The sequence below is a fragment of the Macrococcoides goetzii genome (assembly GCF_002742385.2).
Taxonomy (GTDB): domain Bacteria; phylum Bacillota; class Bacilli; order Staphylococcales; family Staphylococcaceae; genus Macrococcoides; species Macrococcoides goetzii.
Genome location: NZ_MJBI02000001.1, coordinates 919479 through 937135, shown reverse-complemented (window position 1 = coordinate 937135; position 17657 = coordinate 919479). Strand labels below are relative to the sequence as shown.

Here is a 17657-nt window from a genome sequence, read left to right as displayed (position 1 = left end):
AATCACAAAAGGAGGATATTCATGGATGGTGTTGTGTTAAGTCGTTTATTAACAGCGATGACGTTAGGTTTTCATATTATTTTTGCCACAATTGGTGTTGGAATGCCACTTATGATAATGATTGCAGAAGGGTTAGGAATAAAATATAATAATCCGAAATATATGGCAATGGCAAGACGTTTTGCAAAAACATTTACAATCACTGTAGCTGTTGGTGTTGTAACGGGAACGATTATCGGTTTACAGCTGTCATTATTATGGCCATCATTTATGCAGTTAGGTGGCCAGGTTATTGCATTACCGCTCTTTATGGAGACTTTTGCATTCTTTTTTGAGGCAATTTTCTTAAGTATATATTTATATACATGGGATCGTTTTAAAAATAAATGGACTCATTGGTTACTTAATATACCAATTATTATCGGTTCAACATTAAGTGCATTGTTTATTACAAGTGTGAATTCATTTATGAATACACCGGAAGGATTCAAAGTAAAAAATGGAGTATTGGTTGATATTGACCCGATTCAAGCAATGTTAAATAGCTCATTTTTTGTGCGTTCTTTCCATGTTGTAACAACAGGTGGAATGACAATTGCTTTTTGTATCGCGAGTGTAGCAGCCATAAAATTATTACGTAATAAATTTCCTGAAGATAAAGATTATCACATGAAATCTTTAAAAATGGCGATGATTGTAGGGTTGATTTTTAGTTTATTAACGATATTAGCGGGTGATTTATCAGCGAAGTTCCTGCACAATGAACAACCGGAAAAATTAGCGGCAATGGAATGGCATTTTGAAAGTGATAAAAATGCTGACTTAGTCTTATTTGGTGTTCTTGATGAAAAAACACAGGAAGTAAAAGGCGCAATAAAAATACCTGGTATGTTAAGTTTTCTTGCTGATAACAGTTTTGATACGACTGTTAAAGGATTAGATGAAATACCTAAAGATGAACAACCCCCTTTGATCATTCATTATTTCTTCGATCTTATGGTGTTCTTCGGTATGTTTAGTTTTGCTGTCAGTGTACTATATGTAATATTAAATAAAGTTAAAAATAAGTTAGCAACGCATAATTTCATGCTATATCTCATTGCTTTAACTGGACCTCTGTGCATGTTAGCTATTGAATTTGGATGGTTCCTAGCTGAGATGGGACGTCAACCATGGTTATTACGAGGTTATATGAAAGTTGCTGAAGGTGCTACGCATGCAGATGGTGTGAGCCTTGTTCTTGTTGCTTTTGGATTACTTTATCTTGTTTTAGGTTTTTCATGTAGCTACGTATTACTTCGTATGTATAAAGATAAGCCGGCACAATTTGATGTAGAGCAATTTGCCAAAGGGGGTGCCAAATAATGGATTATCAACATATTGGTATTTTAGTATTATGGACTTTTCTATTTGGTTACGTTATTTTAGGAGCAATTGATTTCGGTGCCGGTTTCTTTATTTTATATGCGAAACTTACATCACAGGAAAATGAATTAAAAGACGTTATATCAAGATATTTGAATCCTGTATGGGAAGTTACTAATGTATTTTTAGTGTTCTTCTTCGTAGGTATTGTAGGATTTTTCCCTGATACAGCTTATTATTTCGGTTCAACTTTGTTGCTGCCTGTAAGTATAGCGTTAATACTGCTTACAATACGAGGGTCATTTTATGCATTTGAAACGTATGGGAAAGACTCTAAACTTGCATGGGTAGCCTTATACGGTATTTCAGGATTACTGATTCCTGCAGCTTTTTCAACAGTATTAACCATATCAGAAGGTGGCTTTATCACAAAGACTGCTCAAGGTGTTGAATTGAAATGGTTCGAATTATTAATGAGTCCATTTGCATGGAGTGTTGTATTTTTATGTATCATCTCAGTGTTATATATTTCTTCAGCATTTTTAACAGTTTATGCACACAAAGCAAAAGATAGACCTGCGTATAAGATACTTCGAACATGGTTTTTAATATGGGCATTACCAATGCTTGTAATTTGTCAGTTTACATTTTTGAGTTTAAGACAGCAAAATAGAGAGCATTTCGATGTTGCAACAGGACAATATTGGTGGTTATTTGGCCTTAGCATCTTATTTTTCTTAATTGCATTTGCACTATATTATTTTGAGAAAAATCTTGAACTTGGACTTATCATGGTAATTCTGCAATTTGCTACTGCATTCTATGGATATGGCATTTCTAAGTTACCTTATATTTTATATCCTTATGTCAATATGGACAAAGCAGTTGTAAATGAAACAATGGCATTTGCATTAGTCGTGGTGTTTATATTAGGTTTACTTTTATTACTTCCTTCTTTATATTTATTATTGAGACTATTCGTATTTGATACTGAATATGTTAAAGGTAAGAAGAAATAACGGAGGGGTAGTATGGAAAAAGAATTTGTAGTTATCGGTTTAGGACGTTTTGGTGGGAGCATTGTTAAAGAATTAAATGCATTGGATATGGACGTAATGGCTATAGATTCTGATGAAGCGCGTGTCAATGAATATGCAGATATTGCAACCCATGCTGTTATTGCAGATACAACAGATGAGAACGTATTAAAGAGTTTAGGTATACGTAACTTTGATCATGTTATCGTTGCAATAGGAGATAACATACAGGCAAGTATATTAACAACGCTAATCTTAAAAGATATCGGTGTAAAAAAAGTTACAGCAAAAGCGCAAAATGATTATCATGCGAAAGTATTAAATAAGATTGGTGCAGATACAGTTGTTCACCCTGAACGAGACATGGGAAGAAGAATTGCTCATAATGTTGCAAGCTCTTCTGTATTGGATTATCTTGAACTTTCAGATCAGCATTCGATCGTTGAGATACGTGCCGGAGAAACACTAGCTGGCAATTCTATACTTGATTTAGATATACGTGCAAATTATGGATTAAATATTATTGCAGTTAAACGCGGTAAAGAAATAATTGTATCACCAGATCCAAGTGTTGTTATTGAAAATGGAGATATATTAATTATGATCGGTCATGATAATGACTTAAATCGTTTTGAGAAAAAAATTATTAATGACTAAAATAGCCGAAAAAAATAGACCCGAGAGGGTCTATTTTTAATTTGTTGTTTCTTGTTCAACAGGTTGCTCATTATTTTTATTAACATCCATAATCATCGGTAAAATCATTGGTTTTCGTTTCGTTTTTTCGTATAAATACGGTGATAAATTTTCAGTAATGACATTTTTAATATGATGCCATTCGAGTTCTTCACCTGAATTTAATTTCTCTATAACTTTCTTTTTCAGTAAGCGACTCGCATCATAGATTAAATGACCTGATTCACGCATATAAACGAATCCTCGTGAAATAATATCCGGACCACTAAGCAACTGATTAGTTTTAAAGTCAATACTCACAACGACAATAACAAGTCCTTCTTCAGATAATATTTTACGGTCCTTTATGACAACATTACCGATGTCACCGATACCACTTCCATCAACGAGTATATTACCCGATGGTACACGACCAGCAAAACGAGCACTGTCTTTAGTCAATGCTAAAATATCTCCGTTCTCATGGATAAATACATTTTCAGGATTTACACCACAATCAATACCGAGTTGACCATGTAAACTTTGCATACGATATTCACCATGAATCGGCATGAAGAATTTAGGTTTCATTAATCTAAGCATTAATTTTTGTTCTTCCTGTGAACCGTGACCTGATGTATGAATATTTGATAGCTTACCATGAATAACATCAGCACCAGCTTTATATAACGCATTGATTGTTCGGTTAACACTTAATGTATTACCTGGAATTGGTGAAGATGAGAATATAACAGTATCATCTGGAATGATTGAGATTTGTCTATGTGTTCCGTTAGCGATACGAGATAATGCAGCCATCGGTTCACCTTGAGAACCCGTACATAAAATCAATAATTTATGTTTAGGGATACTATTAATTTTATTTGCTTCTACAAATGTTTCAGGTGGTACTTTAATATAACCAAGTTCAGTACCGATTTTAATATTATTTTCCATAGAACGGCCGAATATAACGATTTTACGATCGAACTTAACTGCCGCTTCAATAGCTTGCTGAACACGATATATATTTGAAGCAAATGTAGCAAAAATAATTCTGCCTGTACATTTTCTGAAAATCTGTTCTACGTTTTGACCTACTTCACGTTCACTGATTGTAAAGTTCGGAATTTCAGCATTTGTTGAATCTGATAATAGACATAACACACCTTCTTCACCAAGTTGTGCCATCTTTGCAATATTAGCAGGTTCACCAACTGGCGTGAAATCAAATTTAAAGTCACCAGTATGTACTATTTTTCCTTCTGGAGTATCAACGATAACACCATATGCCTCTGGAATAGAATGTGTCGTTAAATAGAAAGACACTTTTAAATGGTTAAATTCAAAGACACTGTCTTCTGTAATCGGATTTAACTGCGCAGTACGAAGTAAACCATGTTCTTCAAGTTTGTTTCGGATTAAACCTAGTGCAAGTGGTCCACCGTAAATTGGAACGTTCAACTGTTTTAACAGGAATGGGACACCACCGATATGATCTTCATGTCCATGGGTAATGAATAATCCTTTTATACGTTCCTGGTTTTGTACAAGATAAGTATAATCAGGAATCACATAATCGATACCAAGCAACTCGTCCTCGGGAAACTTGATACCTGCATCAATAACGATAATTTCGTCTTGATACTCAACGGCGTAGGTATTTTTACCGATTTCACCCATACCACCAAGGGCGAATACACCAACTTCATTTTTTTGTAAAGGCTTCATTTAGATAGTCTCCACGCTGTAATTTTCAGCTTTTTGTTCGTACTCTAAATGAGCACCTTTTAATTCCTGAACAAATTCAATGTTATAAGGACGATCGAGTAAATATCTTCTAACTTGTTCTTCGCTAACCGCTTCAAAATATTTAACTTGTGTGTTCTCACGAATAATTACTTCACTTTTGTCTTCTTGAAAAAATACTTTAAAAATTGCCATTAATAAATAGCCTCCTTATTATTATATACATAAAGAATGCCCTAGGAGTCTAGGGCTAAACATAAACCGTACAAGACATTTATATTAAATGTATAAGTATTATTATCTTACATGAATTAATACGGTAGTGTAAAGTCTTTGCATGCAACTTCTTCATATATATAATAATACATTTTTGAATTAATGCGTACAAAAAGGTAAACTAAAGGTAAATATACTGTACGGAGGATTAAACATGAAGCAACATTTGATATTCTTTGATATTGATGGAACATTGTATAACGACGATAAAGAAATGAGTGAGCATACGAAAGAAACAATTAAAAAATTGCAGGAAAATGGACATTTATTAGCGATTGCTACGGGTCGTGCACCTTTTATGTTACAGGAGGTTATTAAAGAAACCGGAATAACAAATTATATTTCATTTAATGGACAATATGCGGTGATGAATGGAGAAGTAATCTATCAAAATCCATTAGATCTGGAAACTTTGAAGCAATTAGAGGAAGATGCAAGTTCAAATAATCACCCACTTGTATTTTTAAATGAACATGAGATGGTATCAAATATTGAATATCATGAACATATTAAGGAAAGTATTAGTACATTGAAGTTTGAACATCCAAGACACGAAAAAAATTATTATATCGATAAACCAATCTATCAGAGCTTAATCTTCAATACTAAAGAAGAAGATAAATTATATGATGATCAATACGAAAAAATAAAGTTTATTAGATGGCATGAAGTTAGTCGTGATGTTGTGCCAGTAAACGGTTCGAAGTTTGAAGGTATTAAAAAGGTAAGTGAAGCTCTGAAGATTCCTATAGAAGATTGTATAGCAGTTGGAGACGGTTTGAATGATCTGGAAATGATTCATGGTGTCGGACTAGGCATTGTAATGGGTAATGGGGTAGATGCATTAAAAGAAGTAGCAGATTATGTAACAGAAGATGTACATGAAGATGGATTAACAAACGCATTCAAACATTTTAAATTGATAGACTAGGAGAGAATTAAATGGATAATATAACAAATATAAAAACGGTCATTAGTAGAGCTACCAAACATGAAACTTTAATACTAGATCACCTAGAATTTAACAGAAGAGATAACGAAGTCATTATGAACTTTGTTTATCAAAAATTTAATCCGGTAGAAGTACACACAGCACCGCATGTTAATGATCCTGTTTTGATGGATGTAGAAACGATGCAAGAAGTAATTTCGTATTTAGAAGAAGTAGGTATTCGTTACGAAAAAAGAAAAGACGAATTTATTTAATATAAAAAAATTATCTGTTAAAACGTTAAAGTTTTAACAGATAATTTTTATTGCACTGCGATAGCGTTGTCCTGTACTTCCATTGGATTTTCTTTATTGATATGATCATAGAACATAATACCGTTTAAATGGTCAATTTCATGTTGGGCTACGATTGCAGCAAAATCTTTTAGGCGTAATTTCACTTCGCTTCCATCAGGTTTAAATGCTTTAATTGTAATACGGGCATATCTATGAACTAAACCTGGAATGTTTTCGTCAACGCTCAGGCAACCTTCTCCAGTAGGTAAATAAGCTTTTTCAACACTATGACTGACAATCTTTGGATTAATTAATTGATGTTCAATATATTTTTCAGTTTTTTCATCATAAAAATAAATAACTAGCATGCGTTTACTATGATTTAGCTGAGGCGCAGCTATTCCAACACCACTACGTAATTTATATTTTTTTGATAGTTCTTCATCCTGACTCATTTTAAGAAATTCCAGCATATCATCGATTAATTTTTGGTTCTCATTCGATAATGGTAATACAACTTCCTGTGCCTTTTCTCTCAAAGTCGGATGGCCATCTCGAATGATGTCGTTCATTGTTAGCATCGTAACATCTCCTCACTTTATTATTATAAAATATATCAGATAATCAGAGCAAATGCATTATATACATTGAAATAATATGTGAAAAAATATAACATTAAAAGCAAATAAGAGGAGGCAATGTTGATGAAGTATTTAAAAGGTATGATATTGGTATGCTTAGTTGTAATACTTACCGCATGTACAGACAAAACAGCAAACTTAGAAGCTTTTTATCAAAAAATTGATGAAGCAAATACTAAAGAGCAGCAAATTGTTGGTGTCAGTGAAAAATTAGAGAAGTTAGAAAATAATAAATTACAGCTATTTAATAAGGTGGATAAAGCGAAATCAGGTGAAATGACTGGCCTTGCTGATCAACTGATAAAAAATACCTCAGAACGTAAAGCAATCGCTAAAAAAGAAGCGGAAATTATGTTAAAATCAAAAGAAATTTTTGAGAAATCAAAGATAGATGCTAAAGCAATAGAAGATAAAACGCAAAAGCAACAAGTAGAGAAGTTAGTTTCTGATTTAGACGAGAAATATGCTAAACACTCAAACTTAATGATTTCATATCAAAAAATTCTTGATAAAGAGAATGAATTATTTAACTATTTAAAAGAAGAAACATTAGATAAAAATGTGGTTAATGAAAAAATCACTGTCATTTCTAAATTATATAAACAGTTTCAGACAAAGACAGATGACTATACTAAAATAACGCGACTTGTTGAACAAAACAAAAAGCCGATTGTAGAAACATTAAATAAAAACTAATTTTTGTGACAAATTTGTCAAAGTGTAAGCGTTTACTGATATATAACAGTAAAAATATTGTAGTAATACAGCGTCTATAACCATTGTTGTGACGCTGTTTTTTCTTTTATATCTTTTTCTTTATCTGTAGTACACAAATATGATATGATAGATAATGTAATTAAAACATAAATGAAAGGTTTGGTGAAAAGAATGGCTCTTAAGAAAAAAGCCCCATTCGACGCTGTTTCAAATTTACGTGAAATCGAAGAAAAATTTGAAGTAGTTCAAGTATTAGATTTAGACGGAAATGTAGTTAATGATGCGTATATGCCGGAATTAACGGACGAACAATTAGTAGAATTAATGGAAAGAATGGTTTGGACACGTGTTTTAGACCAACGTTCAATCTCATTAAACAGACAAGGTCGTTTAGGTTTCTATGCACCGACAGCTGGTCAGGAAGCATCTCAATTAGCTTCTCATTATGCATTAGAAAAAGATGACTTTATTTTACCGGGTTACCGAGATGTTCCACAATTAATCTGGCAAGGTCTTCCATTAACTAAAGCATTTTTATGGTCAAGAGGTCATTATTTAGGTTCTCAAATGCCTGAAGGAATGAATGCATTATCTCCTCAAATCATTATCGGTGCGCAATACATTCAAACAGCGGGTGTTGCTTTAGGACTTAAGAAACGTGGCACTCAAGCAGTAGCAATTACTTATACAGGAGACGGTGGTACTTCACAAGGTGATTTCTATGAAGGTATCAACTTTGCATCTGCTTACAAAGCACCTGCAATTTTCGTAATCCAAAATAATAACTATGCAATCTCTACACCACGTAGTAAACAAACTGCAGCTAAAACGCTTGCTCAAAAAGCAGTTGCAGTAGGTATACCAGGTATCGTTGTAGACGGTATGGATCCATTAGCAGTTTACTTTGCAACAAAAGAAGCACGTGATAGAGCAATTGCTGGTGAAGGTCCGACTTTAATCGAAACTATCACATATAGATATGGTCCACACACTATGGCTGGAGATGATCCGACACGTTACAGAACTTCAGATGAAGATGCTGAATGGGTTAAGAAAGATCCATTAGTACGTTTCCGTAAGTTCTTAGAGAACAAAGGTTTATGGACTGAAGATAAAGAAAACGAAATTATTGAAAAGGCTAAAGAAGATATTAAAAATGCGATTAAAGAGGCAGATGCAACGCCTAAACAAACTGTATCTCAATTAATCGAATTAATGTATACAGAAGAAATGCCTTTCCATTTAAAAGAGCAATATGAAATTTATAAAGAGAAGGAGTCGAAGTAAGTCATGGTACAATTAACGATGATCCAAGCAATAACAAATGCACTTCAAACTGAACTTAAAAATGACGAAAACGTTTTAGTATTCGGAGAAGACGTTGGTGTCAACGGTGGTGTGTTCCGTGCGACTGAAGGACTTCAAAAAGAATTCGGTGAAGATCGTGTATTCGATACACCACTTGCAGAATCAGGTATCGGTGGTTTAGCGGTAGGTTTCACTTTAACTGGATTCCGTCCGGTAATGGAAATTCAATTCTTCGGATTTGTATTCGAAGTATTTGATTCATTAGCAGCACAATTATCACGTCAAAGTTTCCGTTCTGGTGGGACGAAATCTGCACCAGTTGTTATCCGTTCACCATTCGGTGGTGGCGTTCATACACCTGAATTACACGCAGATAACTTAGAAGGTTTAGTAGCTCAAACGCCTGGTTTAAAAGTGGTAATTCCATCAAGCCCTTATGATGCAAAAGGATTATTAATTTCAGCTATTCGTGATAATGATCCAGTTGTATTCTTAGAACATATGAAATTATACCGTTCATTCCGTGAAGAAGTACCTGAAGAAGAGTACACAATTGAAATCGGTAAAGCAGCAGTGAAACAAGAAGGTACTGACCTATCAATCATTACTTATGGTGCAATGGTTCAAGAATCATTGAAAGCTGCTGAAGAATTAGCAAAAGATGGTCACTCAATCGAAGTTATCGACTTACGTACGGTTCAACCATTAGATATCGAAACGATTATTGCATCAGTTGAAAAAACTGGACGAGTTGTAGTGGTTCAGGAAGCTCAAAAACAAGCGGGTGTTGGTGCAGCTGTAGTATCTGAAATTTCTGAACGTGCAATTTTATCATTAGAAGCTCCAATTGCACGTGTAGCAGCTGTAGATACAGCATATCCATACACGCAAGCTGAGAATGTTTGGTTACCTAACAAAGAAGACATCATTGAAGCAGCTAAAAAGACTTTAGAATTCTAATTTGAGTTTTAAAATCGAGTAATAAGGTATTGTAAAAAGTAACATTGTTTTAACTATGTTACTTTTCATCATTTAATAAAATGAATTTTATAATTATAAAATTAATTCTTAGGAGGAATTTATTGTGGCATTTGAATTTAAATTACCCGCTCTTGGTGAGGGGATTTTTGAAGGTGAAATCGTTAAGTGGTTCGTTAAAGCTGGCGATAACATCGCAGAAGACGATATTTTATGTGAAGTACAAAATGATAAATCAGTAGTAGAAATTCCATCTCCAGTATCAGGAACAATTAATACGATCGTTGCTGAAGAAGGAACAGTAGCTAACTTAGGTGATGTCATCGTAACAATTGATTCTGATGATGCACATGCACAAGAATCAGCTTCTGAATCTAAGGAAGAAGCAGCAGCAAAAGAAGAAAAAGTTGCAGAAGAAGTTAAAGAAGAAAAACCTGCACAAGCGCCTGCACAAGATGTTGAAGTTGATGAAAATCGTCGTGTAATCGCTATGCCGTCAGTACGTAAATTTGCACGTGAACAAGGTGTAAATATTAAAGCGGTTACTGGTACAGGTAAAAATGGCCGTGTAATTAAAGATGATATTACTGCTTACTTAAATGGTGGCGCTAATACTCAAGCTACAGAAGCACCAAAAGCGGATGCGCCAGCTGCATCAACTGAAAAAGCTGCACCACAACCAATCGCAGCACCAGAAGGTGAATTCCCTGAAACACGTGAAAAGATTCCTGCAATGCGTAAAGCAATCGCTAAAGCGATGGTTAACTCTAAACACACTGCGCCACACGTTACGTTAATGGATGAAGTTGAAGTACAAGCTTTATGGGATCACCGTAAGAAATTTAAAGAAGTTGCAGCAGAACAAGGTACTAAATTAACATTCTTACCATACGTTGTTAAAGCGTTAGTATCTGCACTTAAAGCATATCCAGCATTAAATACTTCTTTAGATGACGCTACAGAAGAAGTTGTACACAAACATTACTACAATATCGGTATTGCAGCTGATACTGAACGCGGATTATTAGTACCTGTTGTTAAAAATGCAGATCGTAAATCTATGTTCGCTATTTCTGATGAAATTAACGAATTAGCCGTAAAAGCACGTGATGGTAAACTTTCTCCTAGCGAAATGAAGGGTGCATCATGTACAATTAGTAATATAGGTTCAGCTGGCGGACAATGGTTCACTCCAGTAATCAATCACCCTGAAGTAGCTATTTTAGGTATTGGTCGAATTGCTCAAAAAGCAATCGTTAAAGACGGAGAAATCGTTGCAGCACCAGTATTAGCATTATCATTAAGTTTTGACCACCGTCAAATTGATGGTGCAACAGGACAAAATGCTATGAATCATATTAAACGTTTATTAAATAATCCAGAATTATTATTAATGGAGGGGTAAGCACATGGTAGTTGGAGATTTTCCTATTGAAACAGATACTATTGTAATCGGAGCAGGTCCTGGTGGTTATGTTGCAGCAATTCGTGCAGCTCAATTAGGACAAAAAGTAACAATCGTAGAAAAAGGTAGTTTAGGTGGCGTTTGTTTAAACGTTGGTTGTATTCCTTCAAAAGCTTTATTATCAGCATCTCACAAATATGAAACTGCTGTTCATTCTGAAGATTTCGGTATTAAAGCTGAAAACGTTACTGTTGATTTTTCTAAAGTACAAGAATTCAAAGGTGGCGTTGTTAAGAAATTAACTGGCGGTGTTGGTGCATTATTAAAAGGTAACAAAGTTGAAATCGTTGAAGGTGAAGCTTATTTCGTTGATCAAAACAACTTAAAAGTTATGACTGAAAAAGCATCTCAAACGTATACTTTCAAACATGCAATTATCGCTACAGGTTCACGTCCAATTGAAATTCCTAATTTCAAATTCAACAAACGTGTAATCGATTCAACAGGTGCATTAGCATTAACTGAAATTCCAAAAAGCTTAGTAGTAGTTGGTGGTGGATATATCGGTTCTGAATTAGGAACTGCTTACGCTAACTTCGGTACTAAAGTAACAATTTTAGAAGGTGCTAAAGACATTCTAGGCGGATTCGAAAAACAAATGACACAAGTAGTTAAAAAGGGTCTTAAAGCTAAAGGTGTAGACATTGTTACTGAAGCAATGGCTAAATCAGCTGAAGAGAGCGAAACTGGTGTTAAAGTAACGTATGAAGCTAAAGGTGAAACTCATACAATTGAAGCAGATTACTGTTTAGTAACTGTTGGTCGTCGTCCTAATACTGAAGAAATCGGTTTAGAGTCATTAGGCGTGAAGATGACTGAACGCGGTTTAGTAGAAGTAAATGAAGAAGGACGTACTTCAGTAGACAATATCTTTGCAATCGGTGATATCGTTGCTGGACCTCCATTAGCGCATAAAGCATCATACGAAGGAAAAGTTGCAGCTGAAGTTATCTCTGGTGAAAAATCAGAAGTTGACTATCTTGCAATTCCAGCAGTATGTTTCACTGAGCCTGAATTAGCAACAGTTGGTTATACTGAAGCGATGGCGAAAGAAGAAGGATTAGAATATAAAGCTTCTAAATTCCCTTATGCAGCAAATGGTCGTGCATTATCTATCGGCGAAACTGACGGATTCTTAAAATTAATCACATTAAAAGAAGACGGATTATTAATCGGTGCTCAAATCGCTGGTTCTGGTGCATCTGATATGATCGCTGAATTAGGATTAGCAATTGAAACTGGTATGACAGTTGAAGATATCGCATTAACAATTCATGCGCATCCATCTTTAGGTGAAATTACAATGGAAGCAGCTGAAGTTGCTTTAGGTAATCCAATTCATACTATGTAATTTATTTTTACAAAATATTAAGCACTATTCAGAGATGAATAGTGCTTTTTTTTAACGGAGGAAGCAAAATGAGCTATAGTTATCCAATTGATCAGGAATGGACACAAGAAGAAATCATTGATGTTGTGAATTTTTTAGCACTTATTGAAGATGCTTATGAATCTAAAGTGAACACTGATGATTATGCTGCAGTATATAAAGCATTTAAAAGAATTGCACCTATGAAATCAGATGAAAACAAAATTTATAAAGAATTTAAAGAAGTTTCTAATTATGACGGATATGTTGTAACGAAACGCTTTAAAGAAGCACAAACTGCAAATGAAAAAACTTTCAAAGTGTAATTCTGAATTAAAAATTTAGTATTACTGTTGTTTTATACCTTTTTTTCTGCTATATTTAAAACGTTATTAAACAAATTGTTTACAATTATTAAACTAAGGTGTGAATACATGGATATAGGGAAAAAAATAAAAGATTTACGACGCCAAAAGAATTTAACGCAGGAAGAACTAGGGGAAAGAACTGATTTATCAAAAGGATATATCTCTCAACTAGAACGTAATTTATGTTCACCGTCTATGGAGACATTCTTTAATATACTTGAAGTTTTAGGATCAGAACCATCAGACTTCTTTAATGAGAAGATGCATGAGCAGCGCATTTATTATCCTAAATCTGAACAGACAATTTATGATGAATATGATAATGGCTATTTAATTCAGTGGCTAGTTCCAGATTCAAATGAATTTGATATGGAGCCTGTTATAATTACATTAAAACCTGATTCAGAATACAAAAAGTTTGAGCCAAGTCTTTCAGATAGTTTTATTTATGTGTTAGATGGGACAGCAAGTATTAGAATCGGTAGAAAAGAATATACAGCACGTCGTGGTGAATCATTTTATTTTAAAGCAAATGAATCACATCAGTTATTTAACAGATATAAAAAAGATGCACGTGTATTAATCGTCGCAACTGAATCATATTTATAGGAGAGTGTCATGAAAGATTTTATTCAATTTAACAATGTGTCTAAATCATACGGCGAAAACAAAGTTCTGGATAATATTAATTTTGAAATTGAAGAAGGTAAATTCTATACATTACTCGGGCCATCTGGTTGTGGAAAAACAACAATCTTACGTTTGATTGCTGGTTTTGAAAAGGCTACGACAGGTGATATTTATTTTGAAGGTAATCGAATTAATGATATTCCTGCAAATAAGCGTCGTGTTAATACTGTGTTTCAGGATTATGCATTGTTCCCTCATTTAAATGTATTTGAAAATGTCGCATATGGATTACGCATTAAAAAAGTAAATAATAATGAAGTGCAAACGCGCGTAATGGATGCTTTAAAGTTAGTAAAACTAGATGGTTTTGAAAATCGAGAAATAAAAGACATGAGTGGTGGGCAACGTCAACGTGTTGCTATTGCACGCGCTATCGTCAATGAGCCAGAAATTATCTTACTTGATGAACCATTATCAGCACTTGATTTAAAACTCAGAACAGAGATGCAGTATGAATTAAGAGAAATACAGCAACGTCTTGGTAAGACATTTATTTTCGTTACACATGATCAGGAAGAAGCGCTTGCAATGAGTGATTATATCTTCGTTATGAACAAAGGAAGAATTGAGCAAAGTGGCACACCAACTGATATTTATGATGAACCAATCAATCGATATGTTGCAGATTTTATAGGAGAATCAAATATCGTTTCTGGTGTAATGAAGCGTGATTATGTTGTTGAAATGTATGGGAATGAATATGCTTGTGTTGATAAAGGCTTTCAACCAAATGCTAAAGTAGATGTTGTCATTCGTCCTGAAGATATTAAAATAACTACTCCTGACGCAGGTAAAGTTAAAGCAGTCGTAGATTCACAATTATTCCGTGGGGTGCATTATGAAATATGTTGTTTTGATGAGGCTGGTAATGAGTGGATTATTCAATCAACGAAAAGTGCAATACCTGGAGAACATGTTGGTCTAACATTTGATGAGGAAGCAATTCATATTATGCTCCCAGGTGAAACCGAAGAAGAATTTGATGCACGTATTGAGTCTTACGAGGTGTAATATGGAAAAAGCAAAAAAATATTTTCTTATTCCCTATTTAATTTGGATTGTTATATTTATTATTGCGCCTTTAGTAATGATTTTTTATACAAGTTTTACAAACAACAGTGGTCATTTTACATTAGAAAATTATAAAGATTTCTTTACGATGTCGTATTTTAATATGACGCTCAGTTCAATCTGGTATGCAGTAATAATTACACTGTTATGTCTCATCATTTCTTATCCGATTGCAATGGTTTTACGCACTGCAAAAAATAAACAGTTCTGGCTGCTTATCATTATTTTGCCGACATGGATTAATCTTTTATTAAAAACTTATGCCTTTATCGGTATTTTTAGTAAGCAAGGTACAATCAATGATTTATTGAACTGGATGCACCTTCCGGCCACGAGTTTATTATTTACGAATACGGCATTTATCTTTGTGTCGGTGTACATTTACATTCCTTTTATGATATTACCAATCTTTAATAGTATGAATGCTATTCCGGAAAACTTATTACAGGCGTCGCGCGATTTAGGTGCAGATGAGATGACAACTTTTAGAAAAGTTATTATGCCTCTATCATGGGAAGGTGTGAAAACAGGTATTCAAGTGACATTTATCCCTGCATTAAGTTTATTCATGATTACGCGTCTTATTGCCGGAAACAAAGTCGTTAACTTAGGTACAGCGATCGAAGAACAGTTTCTTGTAACACAAAACTACGGTATGGGTTCTACAATCGCTGTGTTCTTAATTTTAGCTATGGCGTTAGTCATGATTATTACGAAGTCGAAAGAGGGAAGTGAGGATGTCAAATGAAACTAAGATCTAAACTATTTCTAGCATTTGCATTATTCATTTTATACTTTCCAATTTTCTACTTAATGTTTTATTCATTCAATTCTGCTGGAAATATGAATCATTTTAAATCATTTACATTAGATCACTATATAGCTGTATTTCAAAATAAACGTTTAATGGTCATCATTGTTAATACACTAGCAGTTGCACTGATTGCAGCAAGTATTTCTACAGTGATCGGTATTTGTGGTGCTTTAGGTATTTACTACATGAGAAATAAAAAATTAAAAGTTGGATTACTTACTTTAAATAATATATTGATGGTGAGTAGCGATGTTGTTATCGGTTCATCATTTTTAATTCTATTTACTGTAATCGGACATTATACAGGTATGGGCTTAGGATTCTGGTCAGTGTTGATTTCACATATCGCATTTTGTGTGCCGATTGTCGTACTACTGGTTTTACCGAAGTTATACGATATGAATCAATCACTTATCAATGCAAGTTATGATTTAGGTGCAAGTACTTACCAGACGATTACAAAGGTTGTTATTCCACATATATTACCTGGCGCTATTGCTGGTTTCTTTATGGCATTAACTTATAGCCTTGATGACTTTACAGTGAGCTTCTTTGTAACGGGCAATGGATTTAGCGTATTATCAGTTGAAATTTATTCAATGGCGAGAAAAGGTATTTCTATGGAGATTAATGCAATCAGTACATTACTATTCTTAATTGTCATGACAATTATTGTAATCTATTACTTTATTTCAAATAAACAAGATAAAAGAAGAAAAGTGAAAGCAGGTGTTGTGAAATGAAGCAATTGATGCAGTTAATTCTTATATCTCTTGCAGTTGCCGTACTTTTACTTTTCTCAGCTAAGTTTATCGATCCACCACCAAAAAGCGGTAAAGGTAATATACTTTATGTCTATAATTGGGGAGAATACATCGATCCGGCATTACTTAAAAAGTTTGAAAAAGAGTATGGTATTCGCGTAATACTTGAAACTTTCGATTCTAATGAATCAATGCTCGCAAAAATTAAAAATGGTGGTACACATTATGATATTGCTGTACCAAGTGAATATGCGATTCAGAAGATGAAGGAAGAGAAACTTCTTATTCCAATAGATCATAAGAAACTTCCAAACTTAAAAAATATTAATCCGGATTTTATGAATCTTGATTTTGATAAAGGCAATAAATATTCCATTCCCTATTTCTGGGGTACTGTAGGTATATTATATAATCCTGATAAAACAAAAGGAATTGACTTCTCACGTTGGGATAGTCTCTGGGATCCACGTCTTAAAAATAATGTACTCATCGTTGACGGTGCCCGTGAAGCACTTGGTTTTTCACTTAATAGCATGGGTGAGTCATTAAATGAAACCAATCCACAAATACTTGACAAAGCTGAACAAAAGCTTGAAAAGTTAGGACCTAACGTAAAAGGTGTCGTTGGTGATGAAATCAATACGATGATGGTTCAAAAAGAAGCAGATGTTGCAGTTGTCTGGAGTGGTATGGGTGCTGATATTATGACTGAAAATGAAAATTTAGATTTTGTTGTACCGAAAGAAGGATCAAATCTGTGGTTCGATAATATGGTGATTCCTAAAACTGCACAAAATGTCGATGGTGCGCATAAATTTATTAACTTTTTATTAGATGCAAAAATTGGTAAGCAGAATACGGAATGGGTTGGTTATGCTACTCCTAACACAGCAAGTTATAAATTACTTGATAAAGAAACGAGAGAAGATGAACGCTTTTATCCAAGTAAAGCAGTACAGGAAAAACTTGAAGTATACGAAGATTTAGGATTTGAGAATATTAAGCGCTATAATGAATTATTTTTAAAATTTAAGATGAGTTTGAACTAACAAAAAGTAAGGCAAGAGCCTTACTTTTTTATTTTATTTTTAAATTCTTGCATATATAGGTTATAGTAGGGTATAGAATATTTAAATAAAGTTA

The 17657-nt window shown here is 33.9% G+C and carries 19 protein-coding genes; 16 read left to right on the top strand and 3 right to left on the bottom strand.

From position 1 onward, the window contains the following. The first annotated feature begins 21 nt into the window (after positions 1-21). From BFS35_RS04920 to BFS35_RS04910, 3 genes are read left to right on the top strand one after another with little or no spacing between them, the layout of a single operon-like run. Complete coding sequence (locus BFS35_RS04920; RefSeq protein WP_099580686.1) at positions 22-1365, top strand: cytochrome ubiquinol oxidase subunit I; 1344 nt, start codon at positions 22-24, stop codon at positions 1363-1365. Next, entirely contained in the window at positions 1365-2384 is a 1020-nt protein-coding gene (locus tag BFS35_RS04915) for a cytochrome d ubiquinol oxidase subunit II (RefSeq protein WP_099580688.1), read from the top strand. The genes BFS35_RS04920 and BFS35_RS04915 overlap by 1 nt, the downstream gene beginning before the upstream one ends. Positions 2385-2396: 12 nt before the next feature. Next, a complete protein-coding gene (locus BFS35_RS04910; RefSeq protein WP_099580690.1) occupies positions 2397-3059 on the top strand; it encodes a potassium channel family protein in 663 nt (220 codons plus the stop codon). Positions 3060-3095: 36 nt separating this feature from the next. Here BFS35_RS04910 and rnjA read toward each other — a convergent pair whose 3' ends face one another. Both rnjA and BFS35_RS04900 read right to left on the bottom strand, forming a co-directional pair. Then, on the bottom strand, positions 3096-4808 hold the full coding sequence (gene rnjA / locus BFS35_RS04905) for a ribonuclease J1 (RefSeq protein ID WP_099580692.1): 1713 nt from the start codon (positions 4806-4808) through the stop codon (positions 3096-3098). Continuing rightward, on the bottom strand, positions 4809-5021 hold the full coding sequence (locus tag BFS35_RS04900; RefSeq protein ID WP_099580694.1) for a DNA-dependent RNA polymerase subunit epsilon: 213 nt from the start codon (positions 5019-5021) through the stop codon (positions 4809-4811). It lies immediately after the preceding gene. Positions 5022-5256: 235 nt separating this feature from the next. Between BFS35_RS04900 and BFS35_RS04895 the strand changes: the two genes are divergently transcribed. After that, positions 5257-6033 carry a Cof-type HAD-IIB family hydrolase gene (locus tag BFS35_RS04895; RefSeq protein ID WP_099580696.1) on the top strand — a complete coding sequence of 259 codons (777 nt, stop codon included), beginning with the start codon at positions 5257-5259 and terminating at the stop codon, positions 6031-6033. Between the two features lie 11 nt (positions 6034-6044). Further along, positions 6045-6308, top strand: a complete 264-nt coding sequence (locus BFS35_RS04890; protein WP_099580697.1) for a hypothetical protein — start codon at positions 6045-6047, stop codon at positions 6306-6308. A 47-nt stretch (positions 6309-6355) separates the two neighbouring features. On the opposite strand, the gene def is transcribed toward BFS35_RS04890, so the two are convergent. Further along, the gene (gene def / locus BFS35_RS04885; RefSeq protein WP_099580699.1) at positions 6356-6910 is read right to left on the bottom strand and encodes a peptide deformylase; all 555 of its coding nucleotides are present in this window, start codon (positions 6908-6910) and stop codon (positions 6356-6358) included. Positions 6911-7033: 123 nt separating this feature from the next. Here def and BFS35_RS04880 point away from each other — a divergent pair, with 123 nt between their 5' ends. From BFS35_RS04880 to BFS35_RS04830, 11 genes are all read left to right on the top strand, one after another. Beyond that, positions 7034-7666: a YkyA family protein gene (locus BFS35_RS04880; RefSeq protein WP_158554252.1), complete on the top strand. Its 633-nt coding sequence runs from the start codon at positions 7034-7036 to the stop codon at positions 7664-7666. Positions 7667-7858: 192 nt separating this feature from the next. Next, the gene (pdhA, locus tag BFS35_RS04875) at positions 7859-8974 is read left to right on the top strand and encodes a pyruvate dehydrogenase (acetyl-transferring) E1 component subunit alpha (RefSeq protein WP_099580703.1); all 1116 of its coding nucleotides are present in this window, start codon (positions 7859-7861) and stop codon (positions 8972-8974) included. 3 nt (positions 8975-8977) lie between these two features. Beyond that, positions 8978-9955: an alpha-ketoacid dehydrogenase subunit beta gene (locus BFS35_RS04870; RefSeq protein ID WP_099580705.1), complete on the top strand. Its 978-nt coding sequence runs from the start codon at positions 8978-8980 to the stop codon at positions 9953-9955. A gap of 124 nt (positions 9956-10079) precedes the next feature. Further along, a complete protein-coding gene (locus tag BFS35_RS04865; protein ID WP_099580707.1) occupies positions 10080-11378 on the top strand; it encodes a dihydrolipoamide acetyltransferase family protein in 1299 nt (432 codons plus the stop codon). A 4-nt stretch (positions 11379-11382) separates the two neighbouring features. After that, the gene (gene lpdA / locus BFS35_RS04860; protein WP_099580709.1) at positions 11383-12789 is read left to right on the top strand and encodes a dihydrolipoyl dehydrogenase; all 1407 of its coding nucleotides are present in this window, start codon (positions 11383-11385) and stop codon (positions 12787-12789) included. A gap of 68 nt (positions 12790-12857) precedes the next feature. Further along, entirely contained in the window at positions 12858-13133 is a 276-nt protein-coding gene (locus tag BFS35_RS04855) for a UPF0223 family protein (protein ID WP_099580711.1), read from the top strand. Positions 13134-13241: 108 nt separating this feature from the next. Beyond that, complete coding sequence (locus tag BFS35_RS04850; RefSeq protein ID WP_099580713.1) at positions 13242-13784, top strand: helix-turn-helix domain-containing protein; 543 nt, start codon at positions 13242-13244, stop codon at positions 13782-13784. Positions 13785-13793: 9 nt separating this feature from the next. Next, on the top strand, positions 13794-14876 hold the full coding sequence (locus tag BFS35_RS04845; RefSeq protein WP_099580715.1) for an ABC transporter ATP-binding protein: 1083 nt from the start codon (positions 13794-13796) through the stop codon (positions 14874-14876). 1 nt (position 14877) lies between these two features. After that, complete coding sequence (locus BFS35_RS04840) at positions 14878-15684, top strand: ABC transporter permease (protein ID WP_099580717.1); 807 nt, start codon at positions 14878-14880, stop codon at positions 15682-15684. Next, complete coding sequence (locus BFS35_RS04835; protein ID WP_099580719.1) at positions 15681-16493, top strand: ABC transporter permease; 813 nt, start codon at positions 15681-15683, stop codon at positions 16491-16493. Before BFS35_RS04840 ends, BFS35_RS04835 begins: the two co-directional genes overlap by 4 nt. Continuing rightward, positions 16490-17563 (top strand): ABC transporter substrate-binding protein, encoded by a 1074-nt coding sequence (locus tag BFS35_RS04830; RefSeq protein WP_099580721.1) that lies wholly within the window; start codon positions 16490-16492, stop codon positions 17561-17563. The genes BFS35_RS04835 and BFS35_RS04830 overlap by 4 nt, the downstream gene beginning before the upstream one ends. Positions 17564-17657: the final 94 nt, after the last annotated feature.

Excerpts from the sequence above, each read along its gene's own strand:
- BFS35_RS04920 (WP_099580686.1), top strand. The coding sequence starts at position 22 with ATGGATGGTGTTGTGTTAAGTCGTTTATTAACAGCGATGACGTTAGGT.
- BFS35_RS04915 (WP_099580688.1), top strand. The coding sequence starts at position 1,365 with ATGGATTATCAACATATTGGTATTTTAGTATTATGGACTTTTCTATTT.
- BFS35_RS04910 (WP_099580690.1), top strand. The coding sequence starts at position 2,397 with ATGGAAAAAGAATTTGTAGTTATCGGTTTAGGACGTTTTGGTGGGAGC.
- rnjA (WP_099580692.1), bottom strand. The coding sequence starts at position 4,808 with ATGAAGCCTTTACAAAAAAATGAAGTTGGTGTATTCGCCCTTGGTGGT.
- BFS35_RS04900 (WP_099580694.1), bottom strand. The coding sequence starts at position 5,021 with ATGGCAATTTTTAAAGTATTTTTTCAAGAAGACAAAAGTGAAGTAATT.
- BFS35_RS04895 (WP_099580696.1), top strand. The coding sequence starts at position 5,257 with ATGAAGCAACATTTGATATTCTTTGATATTGATGGAACATTGTATAAC.
- BFS35_RS04890 (WP_099580697.1), top strand. The coding sequence starts at position 6,045 with ATGGATAATATAACAAATATAAAAACGGTCATTAGTAGAGCTACCAAA.
- def (WP_099580699.1), bottom strand. The coding sequence starts at position 6,910 with ATGCTAACAATGAACGACATCATTCGAGATGGCCATCCGACTTTGAGA.
- BFS35_RS04880 (WP_158554252.1), top strand. The coding sequence starts at position 7,034 with ATGAAGTATTTAAAAGGTATGATATTGGTATGCTTAGTTGTAATACTT.
- pdhA (WP_099580703.1), top strand. The coding sequence starts at position 7,859 with ATGGCTCTTAAGAAAAAAGCCCCATTCGACGCTGTTTCAAATTTACGT.
- BFS35_RS04870 (WP_099580705.1), top strand. The coding sequence starts at position 8,978 with ATGGTACAATTAACGATGATCCAAGCAATAACAAATGCACTTCAAACT.
- lpdA (WP_099580709.1), top strand. The coding sequence starts at position 11,383 with ATGGTAGTTGGAGATTTTCCTATTGAAACAGATACTATTGTAATCGGA.
- BFS35_RS04855 (WP_099580711.1), top strand. The coding sequence starts at position 12,858 with ATGAGCTATAGTTATCCAATTGATCAGGAATGGACACAAGAAGAAATC.
- BFS35_RS04850 (WP_099580713.1), top strand. The coding sequence starts at position 13,242 with ATGGATATAGGGAAAAAAATAAAAGATTTACGACGCCAAAAGAATTTA.
- BFS35_RS04845 (WP_099580715.1), top strand. The coding sequence starts at position 13,794 with ATGAAAGATTTTATTCAATTTAACAATGTGTCTAAATCATACGGCGAA.
- BFS35_RS04840 (WP_099580717.1), top strand. The coding sequence starts at position 14,878 with ATGGAAAAAGCAAAAAAATATTTTCTTATTCCCTATTTAATTTGGATT.
- BFS35_RS04835 (WP_099580719.1), top strand. The coding sequence starts at position 15,681 with ATGAAACTAAGATCTAAACTATTTCTAGCATTTGCATTATTCATTTTA.
- BFS35_RS04830 (WP_099580721.1), top strand. The coding sequence starts at position 16,490 with ATGAAGCAATTGATGCAGTTAATTCTTATATCTCTTGCAGTTGCCGTA.